The organism is Campylobacter sp. BCW_6468 (assembly GCF_001762865.1).
Taxonomy (GTDB): domain Bacteria; phylum Campylobacterota; class Campylobacteria; order Campylobacterales; family Campylobacteraceae; genus Campylobacter_D; species Campylobacter_D jejuni.
The window spans coordinates 276,874-293,202 of sequence record NZ_MJXQ01000030.1 but is presented as its reverse complement, the minus strand read 5'-3'; the positions used below and the strand labels follow the sequence as shown (position 1 = coordinate 293,202).

Genomic DNA, 16,329 nt, shown 5'->3' with positions numbered 1-16,329 from the left:
ATATAAATACTTACACAAATATTTATACTATTTAATCCTTTGTTTAATCCCCTTTTAAGTTTAATTGGTTATACTTTCATTTCCTTTTTTTGAAAAAAGGACTTAAAATCTTTTAAATTATAAAGTTTCACTAGCTTAGTAGATTTTATAAATTAACTCTTTTGGTTTTTGTCTTATAAACTAAAAGCTTTTTTATAAATCTTGTTTTTTAATTTAAAAACTTTTCTTTTAAAAATGATTTTTTGTTTTGTTCTTTTAACTTAGTATTGTTATTCAAATCTTATTAGTCAATCTTTGAAATCTAAATAAGTGATCGATTGAGCCAGAAAGATTTAGGCATAAGTAATTATGTAAAATCTATTCAATCTAATAATTAAAAAGATTAAAAGTTTTTCTTTTAATCTTTCATAACTTTTTCTTTGAAGAAAAAGATTAAACTATCTATAATTTTTATGGAGAGTTTGATCCTGGCTCAGAGTGAACGCTGGCGGCGTGCCTAATACATGCAAGTCGAACGATGAAGCTTCTAGCTTGCTAGAAGTGGATTAGTGGCGCACGGGTGAGTAAGGTATAGTTAATCTGCCCTACACAAGAGGACAACAGTTGGAAACGACTGCTAATACTCTATACTCCTGCTTAACACAAGTTGAGTAGGGAAAGTTTTTCGGTGTAGGATGAGACTATATAGTATCAGCTAGTTGGTAAGGTAATGGCTTACCAAGGCTATGACGCTTAACTGGTCTGAGAGGATGATCAGTCACACTGGAACTGAGACACGGTCCAGACTCCTACGGGAGGCAGCAGTAGGGAATATTGCGCAATGGGGGAAACCCTGACGCAGCAACGCCGCGTGGAGGATGACACTTTTCGGAGCGTAAACTCCTTTTCTTAGGGAAGAATTCTGACGGTACCTAAGGAATAAGCACCGGCTAACTCCGTGCCAGCAGCCGCGGTAATACGGAGGGTGCAAGCGTTACTCGGAATCACTGGGCGTAAAGGGCGCGTAGGCGGATTATCAAGTCTCTTGTGAAATCTAATGGCTTAACCATTAAACTGCTTGGGAAACTGATAGTCTAGAGTGAGGGAGAGGCAGATGGAATTGGTGGTGTAGGGGTAAAATCCGTAGATATCACCAAGAATACCCATTGCGAAGGCGATCTGCTGGAACTCAACTGACGCTAAGGCGCGAAAGCGTGGGGAGCAAACAGGATTAGATACCCTGGTAGTCCACGCCCTAAACGATGTACACTAGTTGTTGGGGTGCTAGTCATCTCAGTAATGCAGCTAACGCATTAAGTGTACCGCCTGGGGAGTACGGTCGCAAGATTAAAACTCAAAGGAATAGACGGGGACCCGCACAAGCGGTGGAGCATGTGGTTTAATTCGAAGATACGCGAAGAACCTTACCTGGGCTTGATATCCTAAGAACCTTTTAGAGATAAGAGGGTGCTAGCTTGCTAGAACTTAGAGACAGGTGCTGCACGGCTGTCGTCAGCTCGTGTCGTGAGATGTTGGGTTAAGTCCCGCAACGAGCGCAACCCACGTATTTAGTTGCTAACGGTTCGGCCGAGCACTCTAAATAGACTGCCTTCGTAAGGAGGAGGAAGGTGTGGACGACGTCAAGTCATCATGGCCCTTATGCCCAGGGCGACACACGTGCTACAATGGCATATACAATGAGACGCAATACCGCGAGGTGGAGCAAATCTATAAAATATGTCCCAGTTCGGATTGTTCTCTGCAACTCGAGAGCATGAAGCCGGAATCGCTAGTAATCGTAGATCAGCCATGCTACGGTGAATACGTTCCCGGGTCTTGTACTCACCGCCCGTCACACCATGGGAGTTGATTTCACTCGAAGCCGGAATACTAAACTAGTTACCGTCCACAGTGGAATCAGCGACTGGGGTGAAGTCGTAACAAGGTAACCGTAGGAGAACCTGCGGTTGGATCACCTCCTTTCTAGAGTACAAAGTAATAAGTCTCACAACTATTACTTCAATATATAAACTCAATTGATTCTTGTTTAGATTTCAAAGATTGATGATAAAGCTAATTGTTTATGGGGAATTAGCTCAGCTGGGAGAGCGCCTGCTTTGCACGCAGGAGGTCAGCGGTTCGATCCCGCTATTCTCCACCATTTATTAAGGGCCTATAGCTCAGCTGGTTAGAGTGCACCCCTGATAAGGGTGAGGTCACAAGTTCAAGTCTTGTTAGGCCCACCATAAAAAAGATTTGAATAAAGAAGCTTTAAAATCTAAAGCAAGTATATAAAATAGATTAAATATAAAATATAAACTCTATACTTAGATTTATTTTTTATCTTTAACTATAAAAGAATATACTTTAATAGATATAAGTAGCATATACATTATGCATTTATATTTATAATGATTATGTTAATATATATACTTCCTTTAGGTTTTAAACCTAAATGTTCTTTTTAATTATCATTGTTAAGAGTCACAAGCAAGTTTTAATAAAAACAATTTTACAGGACTTGTTAAAGGATAAAACCTATTTATCTTTTCTTTAGTTTAACTTACTTTTAGCTGTCTTCTCTTCTATGAATAAAGAGAATATTAGATTTAAGGATTATAAATTAAAGACAAGTTTCAAACTCACTGCTTAGTTGAGACTAAATCATTTAGTTTTATATTAAGTGTTTGAATGCTTTCCGTCTTAAGATAAAGAAGTCTTATCATAAAAACTTTAACAAGGAAGTGATGCGTTTTAGAATCAATAATAAAAGGTAAAAAAGGTAAGCTACTAAGAGCGAATGGTGGATGCCTTGACTGGTAAAGGCGATGAAGGACGTACTAGACTGCGATAAGCTACGGGGAGCTGTCAAGAAGCTTTGATCCGTAGATTTCCGAATGGGGCAACCCAATGTATAGAGATATACATTACCTATATAGGAGCGAACGAGGGGAATTGAAACATCTTAGTACCCTCAGGAAAAGAAATCAATAGAGATTGCGTCAGTAGCGGCGAGCGAAAGCGCAAGAGGGCAAACCCAGTGCTTGCACTGGGGGTTGTAGGACTGCAATGTGCAAGAGGTAAGTTTAGCAGAACATTCTGGAAAGTATAACCATAGAGGGTGATAGTCCCGTATGCGAAAAACAAACCTTAGCTAGCAGTATCCTGAGTAGGGCGGGACACGAGGAATCCTGTCTGAATCCGGGTCGACCACGATCCAACCCTAAATACTAATACCAGATCGATAGTGCACAAGTACCGTGAGGGAAAGGTGAAAAGAACTGAGGTGATCAGAGTGAAATAGAACCTGAAACCATTTGCTTACAATCATTCAGAGCCCTATGTAGCAATACAGGGTGATGGACTGCCTTTTGCATAATGAGCCTGCGAGTTGTGGTGTCTGGCAAGGTTAAGCAAACGCGAAGCCGTAGCGAAAGCGAGTCTGAATAGGGCGCTTAGTCAGATGCTGCAGACCCGAAACGAAGTGATCTATCCATGAGCAAGTTGAAGCTAGTGTAAGAACTAGTGGAGGACTGAACCCATAGGCGTTGAAAAGCCCCGGGATGACTTGTGGATAGGGGTGAAAGGCCAATCAAACTTCGTGATAGCTGGTTCTCTCCGAAATATATTTAGGTATAGCGTTGTGTCGTAATATAAGGGGGTAGAGCACTGAATGGGCTAGGGCATACACCAATGTACCAAACCCTATCAAACTCCGAATACCTTATATGTAATCACAGCAGTCAGGCGGCGAGTGATAAAATCCGTCGTCAAGAGGGAAACAACCCAGACTACCAGCTAAGGTCCCTAAATCTTACTTAAGTGGAAAACGATGTGAAGTTACTTAAACAACCAGGAGGTTGGCTTAGAAGCAGCCATCCTTTAAAGAAAGCGTAATAGCTCACTGGTCTAGTGATTTTGCGCGGAAAATATAACGGGGCTAAAGTAAGTACCGAAGCTGTAGACTTAGTTTACTAAGTGGTAGGAGAGCGTTCTATTTGCGTCGAAGGTATACCGGTAAGGAGTGCTGGAGCGAATAGAAGTGAGCATGCAGGCATGAGTAGCGATAATTAATGTGAGAATCATTAACGCCGTAAACCCAAGGTTTCCTACGCGATGCTCGTCATCGTAGGGTTAGTCGGGTCCTAAGTCGAGTCCGAAAGGGGTAGACGATGGCAAATTGGTTAATATTCCAATACCAACATTAGTGTGCGATGGAAGGACGCTTAGGGCTAAGGGGGCTAGCGGATGGAAGTGCTAGTCTAAGGTCGTAGGAGGTTGTACAGGCAAATCCGTATAACAATACTCCGAGAACTGAAAGGCTTTTTGAAGTCTTCGGATGGATAGAAGAACCCCTGATGCCGTCGAGCCAAGAAAAGTTTCTAAGTTTAGCTAATGTTGCCCGTACCGTAAACCGACACAGGTGGGTGGGATGAGTATTCTAAGGCGCGTGGAAGAACTCTCTTTAAGGAACTCTGCAAAATAGCACCGTATCTTCGGTATAAGGTGTGGTTAGCTTTGTATTAGGATTTACTCCGAAAGCAAGGAAACTTACAACAAAGAGTCCCTCCCGACTGTTTACCAAAAACACAGCACTCTGCTAACTCGTAAGAGGATGTATAGGGTGTGACGCCTGCCCGGTGCTCGAAGGTTAATTGATGGGGTTAGCATTAGCGAAGCTCTTGATCGAAGCCCGAGTAAACGGCGGCCGTAACTATAACGGTCCTAAGGTAGCGAAATTCCTTGTCGGTTAAATACCGACCTGCATGAATGGCGTAACGAGATGGGAGCTGTCTCAAAGAGGGATCCAGTGAAATTGTAGTGGAGGTGAAAATTCCTCCTACCCGCGGCAAGACGGAAAGACCCCGTGGACCTTTACTACAGCTTGACACTGCTACTTGGATAAGAATGTGCAGGATAGGTGGGAGGCTTTGAGTATATGACGCCAGTTGTATATGAGCCATTGTTGAGATACCACTCTTTCTTATTTGGGTAGCTAACCAGCTTGAGTTATCCTCAAGTGGGACAATGTCTGGTGGGTAGTTTGACTGGGGCGGTCGCCTCCCAAATAATAACGGAGGCTTACAAAGGTTGGCTCAGAACGGTTGGAAATCGTTCGTAGAGTATAAAGGTATAAGCCAGCTTAACTGCAAGACATACAAGTCAAGCAGAGACGAAAGTCGGTCTTAGTGATCCGGTGGTTCTGTGTGGAAGGGCCATCGCTCAAAGGATAAAAGGTACCCCGGGGATAACAGGCTGATCTCCCCCAAGAGCTCACATCGACGGGGAGGTTTGGCACCTCGATGTCGGCTCATCGCATCCTGGGGCTGGAGCAGGTCCCAAGGGTATGGCTGTTCGCCATTTAAAGCGGTACGCGAGCTGGGTTCAGAACGTCGTGAGACAGTTCGGTCCCTATCTGCCGTGGGCGTAAGAAGATTGAAGAGATTTGACCCTAGTACGAGAGGACCGGGTTGAACAAACCACTGGTGTAGCTGTTGTTCTGCCAAGAGCATCGCAGCGTAGCTAAGTTTGGAAAGGATAAACGCTGAAAGCATCTAAGCGTGAAGCCAACTCTAAGATGAATCTTCTCTAAGCTCTCTAGAAGACTACTAGTTTGATAGGCTGGGTGTGTAATGGATGAAAGTCCTTTAGCTGACCAGTACTAATAGAGCGTTTGGCTTATCTTTAATAAAGCATCACTTCCTTGTTAAGGTTTTTAAGAAGACTTTGAATATAGATAATATTTAGAGTTTAATAGAAATCTTTCAAGTAAAGTTTGTATTAGAACTTGCTCTTAACATTGTTTTTTAAGTATTCTATATAAAAACTTATCAAAGATAAAAGATAAGAAAAGAAGAAAGAGAATAAAAGATTAAGTTTTATTCTTAAATTCAATTTTTCAAAGAATATTTAAATAACAATGTCCGTGATTATACAGATGTGGAAACGCCTTGCTCCATCCCGAACCAAGAAGCTAAGCACATCGTGGGTGATGATACTACGCCTTACTGGCAGGGGGAAAGTAGCTCATTGCGGACTTGTTAAATGTCTTCATTACTTACTTTATATATAAATCCTATGTTTATTTTTATTGTTGTTTTAGATGATACTTAGAATCGTGTTTAAAAAAGAGTTTGCTGCTGGTTAGGGTTTTTAGAGAGAATAGGGTGTTTTTAGGGGTTTGAAAATACTAGAAGGATAAAATTTAAAATTTTCTATGAAAAGTAAAATAAATTAAATTTTATTCACACATTCTTTAAAGACTTTTCCACGCTCTGCGTAAGAGTTGAACTGATCTAAACTTGCACAAGCGGGACTTAAAAGAGCTACTTCATTGACTCTTAAGTGATTTGAAATTTCATTTACAGCTTTAGATAAAACTTCACATTTATAGGCTTTCAAATTCGCTTTTTTTGCATAATCAAGCATTTTTTCGGTACTAATACCTATAGCATAGAGTTCTATATCAAATCCTTTCATAAAATCAAATAAATTGCTAAGATCTACACCCTTATCATCTCCCCCTATGATAAGATGGATTTTTTTATCTTTATAGCGACTAAGCGCAGCCATTACTGCACTTTCATTTGTGGCTTTAGTGTCATTTACCCAAAGTCTATTTTGACTGTCTTTAATCTCTTCGAGTTTATTTTTTTCCATTACAAAGCTATTTAAAAGCTCATAGCTTAAAGTATCAAGTAGAATTTTTTCTATAGTTAAAGCCATGATAGCATCGAGTAAAAAAGGACTTTTAAAGGAAATTTTTTCCGTATCAATGCCAAATTTAACAGCTAGATCTTTTTCATCTTCATAGCTTATTTTATGAGCTTTTGTTGGAGTATTTGCATAAATTTTAGGCAGTATTACTACATCACATTCATTCATTCTTTTTAAAACGCTTAGCTTATCTTGAACATAATTATCAAAACTTCCATGCCAAGAAAGATGATCAGGACTTATAGGTAAAAGTGCATAAATTTCAGGTTTAGCTTTATGAGTGTAGTGTAGGGTAAAAGATGAAGTTTCAAGTATCCAAAGTTTTGCATAAGGATTAAGCTCTGCTAAAGGAGTTCCAACATTTCCACCCATAACAGCACCAATGTGTGATAATAAATGTGTAGCCATTTGTGTGGTGGTGGTTTTGCCATTGGTTCCGCTTATCCAAACGGATTTTGGCATGATATCATAAAAAAAGTCATATTCGCTTTGTAAATTTTTTGCTTTTTGAATGAGTTTGTGCTTTGGTGGAAAACCTGGACTAGGAATTTCAATATCGCTTAAATTATCATCAAAATCATTAGGATTTAAAAGTAAATTTCCTAGTGTATCTTTTTTTGTTTCTGTAAAATGATCATCATAGATATCAAAAGGCCCAAACTTATCTACTAAATTTTCAGCAATAGAACATGTGGTTTTTCCGTATCCAAAAAGTGAAATTTTCATTATCTTAGCTTTATTGATGCAAGTGCAAGTAAATTTGAAAGTAAGGCTATCATCCAAAAACGCACTATAATTTTATTTTCTACCCAGCCAACTTTTTCAAAATGATGATGAATAGGTGCCATTTTAAATACTCTTTTATTAAAAATTTTAAAACTTCCAACTTGTAAAATTACAGAAACAGTTTCAAGAACAAAAACAAAACCTATGAGTAAAAGTAAAATTTCATTTTTGCTAATGATAGCTAAAAATCCTATGAATCCACCTAAAGCTAAACTCCCGCTATCCCCCATAAAAACCTGCGCAGGATAACAGTTGTACCATAAAAATCCCATTAAAGCACCGATTAATGCAGCACAAATAATCACTACTTCACCAAGTCCTTGAATTTTTGGCAAAAGTAAATATTCACTATAATTTAAATTTCCGCTCAAATATAAGAATATCCCTAAAGTAGATAAAGAAAAAATACTTGGAACTGTAGCTAAGCCATCAAGTCCATCGGTTAAATTTACAGCATTAGAGCTAGAAATTAAAACCAAAATCCAAAAAGCAATGGCAAAAATTTCCATATCAAAAAGAGGGTGTTTGTAAAAAGGTATAAAAAGTTCCGTGCTAAGCTCTGAACTAAAATATAAAGGTAAGATGCAAATAAGTCCAGCGATGATTTGTGCTAAAAGCTTCATTCTTGGACTAAGTCCTGAATGATTATCTTTTTTTAGAACTTTGCCTAAATCATCTATGAGACCTATCAAACAAAAAAGTATCAAACAAAGTAAAGCACTTATAGCAAAAATATTATCAAATTTGATACAAAATAAACTTGCGATTACTGCAGAACTAATGAAAATAAGCCCACCCATGGTTGGAGTATGGCATTTGGTTTTATGAGTTTCTGGGGCGTATTCGTAAATAGGTTGACTAGCATTTTTAGCTTTTGCCCAAGTAATAAATTTAGGCATTAAAAATAAAGACAAACATAAAGCGATAAAAAATGCAAATCCTGCACGCACACTAATATAAGTAAAAAAAGCATAATGACTTAAATCTGAAAGATAATACAAAACCTAGCCTTCTTTTTGGTTTTTAAAAGTTTAATTTTAGTAAAATCTAACCAAAAAAATTCTTATAAAAGAGAGAAAAATGAAGCAAAAATGCGTTTTAATTATTACAGATGGAATAGGGTATAATAAGAATAGTAAGTTTAATGCTTTTGAAGCAGCTAAAAAACCAAGTTATGAAAAGCTTTTTAAGGAAGTCCCAAATTCTTTACTAAAAACGAGTGGTTTAGCTGTAGGTTTGCCAGAAGGGCAGATGGGAAATAGTGAAGTAGGGCATATGTGTATAGGAAGTGGGCGTATTATTTATCAAAATTTAGTGCGTATTAATAAAGCCATTGAAAACAAAGAACTTGAAAAAAATGAGAATTTACAAAAACTTTTAGCAAAATGTAAAAGAGTGCATATTATAGGGCTTTATAGTGATGGCGGGGTGCATTCTATGGATACGCATTTTAAAGCCATGCTTGAAATTTGTGCGAAAAATGGCAATGAAGTTTTTGCTCACGCAATCACTGATGGGCGTGATGTAAGTCCAAAAAGTGGCTTAAATTTCATAAAAGATTTAAAAGAATTTTGTGAAAACTTAGGCGTGCATTTTGCTACGCTTTGTGGGCGTTTTTATGCTATGGATAGAGATAAGCGTTGGGATAGGGTAAAAGAGTATTATGAGTGCTTGTTAGGTAAGGCTTATAAAGTGCCAAATTTATTAGAATACCTACAAAAATCTTACGATGAAAATGTTACTGATGAGTTTATCAAAGCAGCTCAAAATGAGAATTACAAGGGCATGAGAGAAGAAGATGGCATTATCTTTATCAACTTTAGAAATGATAGAATGAAACAACTTGTTGAAGTGTTAAATTCTAAGGATTTTAAAGAGTTTGAACGCGAAAAAATCTTTGAAAATTTACTTGCTATGAGTGTTTATGATGATAAATTTAAACTCCCTGTGCTTTTTGAAAAAGAAAAAATTGAAAATACTTTAGCGCAAGTGATTTCTAAAGCAGGGCTTAGTCAGCTTCATACCGCAGAAACCGAAAAATACGCCCATGTAACTTTCTTTTTTAATGGCGGAAAAGAAGAGCTTTTAGAAAATGAAACAAGGGTTTTAATCCCAAGCCCCAAGGTAAAAACTTATGATGAAAAACCCCAAATGAGTGCTTTTGAAGTGTGTGATGCAGTGAAAAAAGGCATAGAAAAGGGTGAGGATTTTATAGTGGTAAATTTTGCAAATGGAGATATGGTTGGACATACAGGTGATTTTAATGCTGCTATAAAGGCTGTCGAAGCGGTGGATACTTGTTTGGGCGAGATTATAGAATGTGCAAAAAAGCATGATTATGCTTTTATCATTACAAGTGATCATGGAAATTGCGAGGCTATGCAAGATGAAAAAGGAAATTTGCTTACCAATCACACCACTTTTGATGTTTTTGTTTTTGTGCAAGCAAAGGGAGTTTCAAAGATTAAAGATAATATGGGGCTTAGCAATATCGCTGCAAGCGTGCTTAAAATTTTAGACTTAGAAATTCCAAAAGAAATGAATGAGGCTTTATTTTAGTTTGTTTGCCTTTTTTATAAGAAATTTGTTAAGATTGCAATTTTTAAAATTAAACTTATTAAGGATAGATAATGAAATTTAGTGGAAAAAATGTTTTAATTACTGGAGCAAGCAAGGGAATAGGTGCTTCTATCGCAAAAACTTTGGCGGGTTTTGGACTTAAAGTTTGGATCAATTATCGTTCAAAACCTGAACTTGCAGATGCTTTAAAAGATGAAATTATTGCAAGTGGTGGCGTTGCTGCTGTGATTAAATTTGATGCAAGCAAAGAAGATGAGTTTGAAAACGGTGTAAAAACTATAGTTGAGAGTGATGGAGAATTAAGTTATCTTGTAAATAATGCAGGCGTTACAAATGATAAACTTGCTTTAAGAATGAAATTAGAGGACTTTAGTAGCGTTGTAGATACAAATTTAAGCTCAGCTTTTTTAGGTTGTAGAGAAGCTTTAAAAACCATGAGTAAAAAACGTTTTGGTGCTGTTGTAAATATCGCTTCTATTGTCGGAGAAATGGGCAATGCTGGACAAGTAAATTATTCTGCTAGTAAAGGTGGAATGATAGCTATGACTAAATCTTTTGCTAAAGAAGGAGCAAGTAGAAATTTACGCTTTAACTGTGTGACTCCAGGTTTCATAAAAAGCGATATGACTGAAGTTTTAAGTGATGAAATCAAACAAACCTATCAAGACAATATCCCTTTAAAACGCTTTGCAGAACCTGAAGAAGTGGCTAATTGTGTAGCGTTTTTACTTAGTGATTATGCCTCTTATGTGACAGGCGATGTGCTTAAGATCAATGGTGGTTTATATATGTAAGGAAAAATGATGGATTTAAAAGAAATAGCGCAATTTTTAGATGATAATGCACCGGCATTTTTAGCCACTTTAGGAACTTGTGGAAATCCTAGAGTGCGTCCTATGCAAAGTCCATTGCTTGTGGGGGATAAAATTTATTTTTGCACAGCAAATACAAAAGGACTTTTTAAGCATATAAAGAATTATAATGGTATTGAATTTTGCTCTTGTGCAAAAGATGGGACTTTTTTAAGACTTAGAGCTAATGCGGTTTTTGAACCAAATTTAGAAGTTAAAAAAATGATGTTTGAAAAATATCCTTATCTTGTAAATCTTTATGAAACTCCGCAAAATCCAAAATTTGAAGTTTTTTATCTTGATCATTTAAGCGCTAGAATGCAATTTATGAATGGAGAATTTAAGCTTTTTAAGGCTTAATGATTTGATAATTTTATTAACTATATATTAATTAAGATAAATATTATCTTAATTAATATTAACTTTTTGTTATTTTTTTAAGGTATAATCATTCCGTTTAATTTGCAAGGAATAGATTATGATATATTGCAAAAATTTTTTAATATTTATTTTATTATATTCATTTATCTTCTTTGATTACTTATCTTATGCTTTTTTATATTTACTAAATTATAAATTTGTTTTTAATCCATTTTATATTGAAAGGAGAGTTTGTTTTTGGATTTTTGGCATGCGGTTATGTAAGATTGACTTACATTAAAAAATTATTATTAATTTTTTTTAAATAAGGAGAATGATATGAGTGAATTTTCTAGAAGAGATTTTATAAAAACAGCCTGTATTAGTGTAGGAGCTTTAGCTGCAAGTTCAAGTGGGGTTTATGCCTTAGATGATTCATCTAAGATGGATAAAGATACAAATTTACCTTCTTGCGATGTTTTGGTAATTGGATCAGGTGGAGCAGGTTTGCGTGCTGCAGCCGCAGTGAGAAAAGAAAATCCAAAATTAAGCGTTGTAGTAGCTACAAAGATGATGCCATCTCGTAACGCAACTTGTATGGCAGAGGGTGGAATTAACGGAGTTACTGATTTTTCTAATGGAGATTCCTATAAATTACATGCTTATGATACTATTAAAGGCGGAGCTTATTTGGTAGATCAAGACGCGGCTTTAAAATTTTGCGAATTAGCTGGAAAGGCTATTTTTAATATGGATTTTATAGGAACCTTGTTTTCAAGAAATGAGCAAGGTGGAGTAGCTCAGCGTTTAATGGGAGGAGCTTCTAAGAAACGCTGTAACTATTCTGCAGATAAAACAGGTCATATTTTAATGCATTCTTGTTTAGATGATGCTATTAGCAGTGGTGTGAAATTTTTAATGGATCATGAACTTTTGGATATAGGTGTTGTGGATGGAAAATGCGAGGGTGTCGTTTTAAGAGATATACAAAGCGGTGGAATTTATCCTGTGTTATGCAAAGCTTTGGTGATTGCTACAGGGGGATACACAAGGATATTTTATAATAGAACTTCAACTCCTTTTATTGCCACAGGAGATGGTGTGGCAGCTGCTCTTAGAGCAGGACTTGGTTTTGAAGATCCTGAGATGATACAATTTCACCCAACAGGAGTTGCAAATGGTGGAACTCTTATTACAGAAGCGGCGCGCGGTGAAGGGGGATATCTTTTAAATAATCGTGGTGAGCGTTTTATGAAAAATTACCATGAAAAAATGGAGCTTGCACCGCGAGATGTGGTTGCGCGTGCTATAGAAACAGAAATTCGTGAAGGTAGAGGTTATGGCGAGGGACTTGGAGCTTATGTTTTGTGCGATGTACGCCACTTAGGAAAAGAAAAAATTTTAAAAGATTTACCAAAAATTCGTCACACTGCAATGCTTTTTGAAAATATTGATTTAGTAGATACTCCTGTACCTATTCGTCCAACGGCGCATTATTCTATGGGTGGAATTGAAGTGGCTAAATTTGAAGATATGAGTACTAAAATTGCTGGAATTTATGTAGGTGGAGAAGCTTCTTGCATTTCTATACATGGAGCTAATAGACTAGGGGGAAATTCTTTAGCCGATGCAGTTGTAACAGGGCATTTAGCAGGTATTGGTGCGACAAATTATGCTAAAGATGCAAGTTTTGGAAAAGGGGCAAAAACTCATGAACTTGCTCAAAAATGGCAGGTTAGATTTAAAGAAATTACAAATAATGGCGGAAATGGTCAAGAAATGTATGAATTGCGAGAAGAGCTAGGAAGTCAAAATTGGGATAATATGGGGATTTTTAGAACTCAAGAAAAACTCGATCTTCTAGCAAAAAATTTAGAAGATATACAAGCAAGATATGAAAAAATTCGTATTCCAAATCCTAATGAAGTGATGAATACTGCTTTTACAGATTATGTAGAGCTTGGCAATTTGATTTTACTTTCTCGCTGTGCTTGTTTAGCAGCTAGAAATAGACTTGAAAGTCGTGGGGCTCATACTAGAGAAGATTATCCAAAGCGAGATGATAAAAATTTCTTAAAACATAGCATTGTAAATTTAGAAAATGATGAATTAAAACTTAGTTATAAAGATGTCGTGGTAACTGAGTTTTCACTTGATGGAAGGAGAGTACAATGAAAATCATCATAGATCGTTTTAATGGCAAGGAAAAATATGAACAAAGTTATGATATTGATGATAAGGATATACAAGGAAAAACTCTGCTCTCTCTTTTGCTTTTTATTAAAAAAACAAAAGATATTACTTTAAATTTTACCGCCTCTTGTCAATCTGCGATTTGTGGGGCTTGTGCAGTTCGTGTGAATGGGCATTCTTATCTTGCTTGTGATACTAAAATGCAAGATTTGTTAAAAGAATATGATAATCCTTTAAGTATACGCATTTCTCCGCTTGGAAATTTTAGAGTAATTTCTGATTTAATTGTGGATTGGGAGCCTTCTATAGAAAATTTAAGAAAAATTCGTCCTGCCATGGTAGCAAAAAATGAATTTTCAGCGGAAAAGGGCTGTAAACAAAGTCAAGAAGAATTTGATCGTATTAGCAAGCAATGGGATTGTATTTTATGTGGTAGCTGTGCTTCAGAGTGTAATAAATTAGAAGCAGATAGTAGCGATTATATGCAACCTTTTGTTTTTACTCATGCTTGGCGTGCAGCGGCAGACTCTCGAGGTAAGGATCCTATGTTGCATGTAAAACCCAGCGTAATGAATGGACTTTGGCTTTGTGTTCATTGTCAAGAGTGTGCTGATCGTTGTCCAAAGGGTATAAGTTCAGTAAGCGATATAGCAAATTTAAGAGTGATGGCGATTAAAAAAGGTTTAAATGAAGGCTTAGGGCCTGATCATGCTGAAGCTTTTTATAAAGATTTAGTTGAAGGTTCAGGACGCTTGAATGAAATTTATCTTGCTTTGCGTTCTGAGGGTGTTATAGGTTCTATGGGTAAAACAGATATAGCTTTTAAACTTATGCGCGCAGGAAAAATGAATCCTATGCATGTTTTTGGCGAGAATGAAATAGAAGGGCATAAAGATTTGGTTAAAATGATAAAGGCAGCACAAGAAGCTGCTGTTAAGGAGTAAAATATGCAAAAAGAATACGCTTTTTTTCCAGGTTGTGTTTTATCTCAAGCTGCAAAAGAATCTAAAATTTCACTTGAAGCTATTGCACCTATTTTGGGTTGGAAGTTGAATGAAATTAAGGGATGGAGTTGTTGTGGGGCTTCTCAAGCGCAGTGTGTTGATCCTATTGCGACTTTGGTAGCTAATGCAAGAAATATTGCTTTAGCGGAAGAGATGAAAATGCCAATACTTACAACTTGTAGTACTTGTATGCTAACTTTAACTAAAGCAAAAAATACTCTTGATAAGGGTGCAAAAGAACGCATCAATACTTTTTTAGCACAAGGTAGAATGAAATATCAAGGTTCAACGCCTATTACAAGTCTTTTGTGGGAGCTTTATGAGGATTTGGATAATTTAAAAAGTAAGGTGAAAAAGCCGCTTTCAAATTTAAAAGTAGCTTTATTTTATGGTTGCCATAGTTTAAGACCTGAAGATGCTTTCGGTAAAAAAGAAAGTTCAACCAATCCAAAAAGTTTTGAAAGTGTAGTAGAAGTTTTAGGGGCTAAAATAGTTCCTTTTGAAAAACGCCTTGATTGTTGTGGTTTTCATGCTTCTTATCCTGCAGAAAAATCTGTGAAAAAAATGTCTAGTCAAATTGTCAATAATGCAAGTGAAAATCAAGCTGATTGTGTTGTAACACCTTGTCCACTTTGTCAAATGCAGCTTGATATCTATCAAGAAAGATTTCAAGATTATACTAATTCTAAAGCAAGATTGCCTATTATTCATTTATCACAATTAGTAGGACTTGCATTAGGACTTTCTAAAGAAACGGTTGGTTTAGATTATAATATTATTGATGCAAGTAAAATTGCATAAAAACATGGGCAAAAAGCCCATGTTTAAAGATTTAATTCCATTCTTAAAGAATGCTCCCAAAAAGCCACTTCCAAGCGTGTTGCAGTATGAAAAATTTCGCTGAGTTTTTGGAATTTTTGTGCACTAACACTTGAAGTATAAGAATTAACAAAATCTTCAAATTCTTTAGCTTCATTTTGAAAATTTTCACTTCCATAGGTCAAAATCCATTCCTTGTAAGGATGATCTTTTAAATTTTCATTTTTTAAACGATTTATAATTTCAGCACCTATTTTTGCATAGCCTATAGCGCAAGCACTAAGAGCAACTAACATATCTAAAAAATCTCCATTTTCACCTACGCTTAACATATAACGCGAATAGGCTATATTGACTAAACTTTCATCTTTTATATCGAGTTCATCTGCATTAATGCCAAGAGATAAAATTGCACGATGAAGCTCCATTTCTCCTTCAACTATATAATTTTGAAATTTCATAGCAAAACGAAGTTCTTTTGCGGTATTTGAGTTAAGTGCTAACCTTGCGTAGCATTTTGCGTAATTAAGCAAATAAATATAATCTTGCTTGAGATAAAAAAGAAAATTTTCTTGCTTTAGGCTTTTATCTTCTAATTTTTTAACAAAATCATGATGTAGATAAGCATCCCAAATTTTTTGATTTTCTTTGATTAAATTAGAGAAAAGCATCATTTTTCCTTTATGTTTTAATATTTTATTTTCAAGTATAATGAAAAACTATAAATATTTTAAGCTTTTTATAGTAAAATACGCTTTATTTTAATTTTTTGAAGGAGAACAAATGGCAACATTTGATGATGTAAAAGCAGTAGTAGTAGAGCAATTAAGTATTGATGCAGATGCAGTTAAAATGGAATCAAAAATTATTGAAGATTTAGGTGCTGATTCTTTAGATGTTGTAGAGCTTATTATGGCTTTAGAAGAAAAATTTGAAGTAGAAATTCCAGATAGTGATGCTGAAAAATTAATTAAAATTGAAGATGTTGTAAATTATATTGACAATTTAAAAAAATAATTTTTTTTCTTGCAAGGAGCTTA

General features: G+C 36.1%; 11 protein-coding genes, 2 tRNA genes and 3 rRNA genes. 13 read left to right on the top strand and 3 right to left on the bottom strand.

Annotated features, from left to right (window positions below):
- Positions 1-449: 449 nt before the first annotated feature.
- The 5 genes from AJ889_RS04295 to rrf all read left to right on the top strand — a co-directional run bounded on the left by AJ889_RS04295 (position 450) and on the right by rrf (position 6,018).
- A 16S ribosomal RNA gene (locus AJ889_RS04295) occupies positions 450-1,962 on the top strand.
- A 102-nt stretch (positions 1,963-2,064) separates the two neighbouring features.
- Positions 2,065-2,140, top strand: a tRNA-Ala gene (locus tag AJ889_RS04290).
- Between the two features lie 8 nt (positions 2,141-2,148).
- Positions 2,149-2,225 (top strand) — tRNA-Ile (locus AJ889_RS04285).
- 534 nt (positions 2,226-2,759) lie between these two features.
- Positions 2,760-5,666, top strand: a 23S ribosomal RNA gene (locus tag AJ889_RS04280).
- A 235-nt stretch (positions 5,667-5,901) separates the two neighbouring features.
- Positions 5,902-6,018: ribosomal RNA gene (gene rrf, locus AJ889_RS04275) — 5S ribosomal RNA — on the top strand.
- The 16S, 23S and 5S rRNA genes sit together here with 2 tRNA genes alongside, the layout of an rRNA operon.
- Positions 6,019-6,213: 195 nt before the next feature.
- On the opposite strand, the gene murD is transcribed toward rrf, so the two are convergent.
- On the bottom strand, positions 6,214-7,422 hold the full coding sequence (murD, locus tag AJ889_RS04270; RefSeq protein ID WP_002859003.1) for a UDP-N-acetylmuramoyl-L-alanine--D-glutamate ligase: 1,209 nt from the start codon (positions 7,420-7,422) through the stop codon (positions 6,214-6,216).
- A complete protein-coding gene (gene mraY, locus AJ889_RS04265; protein WP_002859004.1) occupies positions 7,422-8,483 on the bottom strand; it encodes a phospho-N-acetylmuramoyl-pentapeptide-transferase in 1,062 nt (353 codons plus the stop codon). Before mraY ends, murD begins: the two co-directional genes overlap by 1 nt.
- Before the next feature lie 79 nt (positions 8,484-8,562).
- On the opposite strand from mraY, the gene gpmI reads away from it, so the two are divergent.
- From gpmI to sdhE, 7 genes are all read left to right on the top strand, one after another.
- Positions 8,563-10,041, top strand: coding sequence for a 2,3-bisphosphoglycerate-independent phosphoglycerate mutase (gene gpmI / locus AJ889_RS04260; protein WP_002909558.1), 1,479 nt, complete (start codon positions 8,563-8,565; stop codon positions 10,039-10,041).
- A complete protein-coding gene (locus AJ889_RS09860) occupies positions 10,025-10,123 on the top strand; it encodes a hypothetical protein (RefSeq protein ID WP_002869268.1) in 99 nt (32 codons plus the stop codon). The genes gpmI and AJ889_RS09860 overlap by 17 nt, the downstream gene beginning before the upstream one ends.
- The gene (fabG, locus tag AJ889_RS04250) at positions 10,113-10,856 is read left to right on the top strand and encodes a 3-oxoacyl-ACP reductase FabG (RefSeq protein WP_002859879.1); all 744 of its coding nucleotides are present in this window, start codon (positions 10,113-10,115) and stop codon (positions 10,854-10,856) included. The genes AJ889_RS09860 and fabG overlap by 11 nt, the downstream gene beginning before the upstream one ends.
- A gap of 6 nt (positions 10,857-10,862) precedes the next feature.
- Positions 10,863-11,273 carry a pyridoxamine 5'-phosphate oxidase family protein gene (locus tag AJ889_RS04245; protein ID WP_074484746.1) on the top strand — a complete coding sequence of 137 codons (411 nt, stop codon included), beginning with the start codon at positions 10,863-10,865 and terminating at the stop codon, positions 11,271-11,273.
- Positions 11,274-11,612: 339 nt separating this feature from the next.
- Positions 11,613-13,448, top strand: a complete 1,836-nt coding sequence (gene sdhA, locus AJ889_RS04240) for an 8-methylmenaquinol:fumarate reductase flavoprotein subunit (RefSeq protein WP_070293272.1) — start codon at positions 11,613-11,615, stop codon at positions 13,446-13,448.
- Positions 13,445-14,410 (top strand): 8-methylmenaquinol:fumarate reductase iron-sulfur subunit, encoded by a 966-nt coding sequence (gene sdhB, locus AJ889_RS04235; RefSeq protein WP_002859008.1) that lies wholly within the window; start codon positions 13,445-13,447, stop codon positions 14,408-14,410. The genes sdhA and sdhB overlap by 4 nt, the downstream gene beginning before the upstream one ends.
- A 3-nt stretch (positions 14,411-14,413) precedes the next feature.
- Complete coding sequence (sdhE, locus tag AJ889_RS04230) at positions 14,414-15,271, top strand: 8-methylmenaquinol:fumarate reductase membrane anchor subunit (RefSeq protein WP_032584732.1); 858 nt, start codon at positions 14,414-14,416, stop codon at positions 15,269-15,271.
- 23 nt (positions 15,272-15,294) lie between these two features.
- Here sdhE and tenA read toward each other — a convergent pair whose 3' ends face one another.
- Positions 15,295-15,963, bottom strand: a complete 669-nt coding sequence (gene tenA / locus AJ889_RS04225; RefSeq protein WP_002859884.1) for a thiaminase II — start codon at positions 15,961-15,963, stop codon at positions 15,295-15,297.
- A gap of 109 nt (positions 15,964-16,072) precedes the next feature.
- Here tenA and acpP point away from each other — a divergent pair, with 109 nt between their 5' ends.
- Positions 16,073-16,306, top strand: coding sequence for an acyl carrier protein (gene acpP / locus AJ889_RS04220; RefSeq protein ID WP_002854831.1), 234 nt, complete (start codon positions 16,073-16,075; stop codon positions 16,304-16,306).
- The last annotated feature ends 23 nt before the right edge of the window (positions 16,307-16,329 follow it).

What these genes read in the sequence shown, in the direction of transcription:
- tenA (WP_002859884.1), bottom strand. Translation starts at nt 15,963, where the DNA reads ATGATGCTTTTCTCTAATTTAATCAAAGAAAATCAAAAAATTTGGGAT.
- fabG (WP_002859879.1), top strand. Translation starts at nt 10,113, where the DNA reads ATGAAATTTAGTGGAAAAAATGTTTTAATTACTGGAGCAAGCAAGGGA.
- acpP (WP_002854831.1), top strand. Translation starts at nt 16,073, where the DNA reads ATGGCAACATTTGATGATGTAAAAGCAGTAGTAGTAGAGCAATTAAGT.
- sdhA (WP_070293272.1), top strand. Translation starts at nt 11,613, where the DNA reads ATGAGTGAATTTTCTAGAAGAGATTTTATAAAAACAGCCTGTATTAGT.
- sdhE (WP_032584732.1), top strand. Translation starts at nt 14,414, where the DNA reads ATGCAAAAAGAATACGCTTTTTTTCCAGGTTGTGTTTTATCTCAAGCT.
- sdhB (WP_002859008.1), top strand. Translation starts at nt 13,445, where the DNA reads ATGAAAATCATCATAGATCGTTTTAATGGCAAGGAAAAATATGAACAA.
- AJ889_RS09860 (WP_002869268.1), top strand. Translation starts at nt 10,025, where the DNA reads ATGAGGCTTTATTTTAGTTTGTTTGCCTTTTTTATAAGAAATTTGTTA.
- gpmI (WP_002909558.1), top strand. Translation starts at nt 8,563, where the DNA reads ATGAAGCAAAAATGCGTTTTAATTATTACAGATGGAATAGGGTATAAT.
- murD (WP_002859003.1), bottom strand. Translation starts at nt 7,422, where the DNA reads ATGAAAATTTCACTTTTTGGATACGGAAAAACCACATGTTCTATTGCT.
- AJ889_RS04245 (WP_074484746.1), top strand. Translation starts at nt 10,863, where the DNA reads ATGATGGATTTAAAAGAAATAGCGCAATTTTTAGATGATAATGCACCG.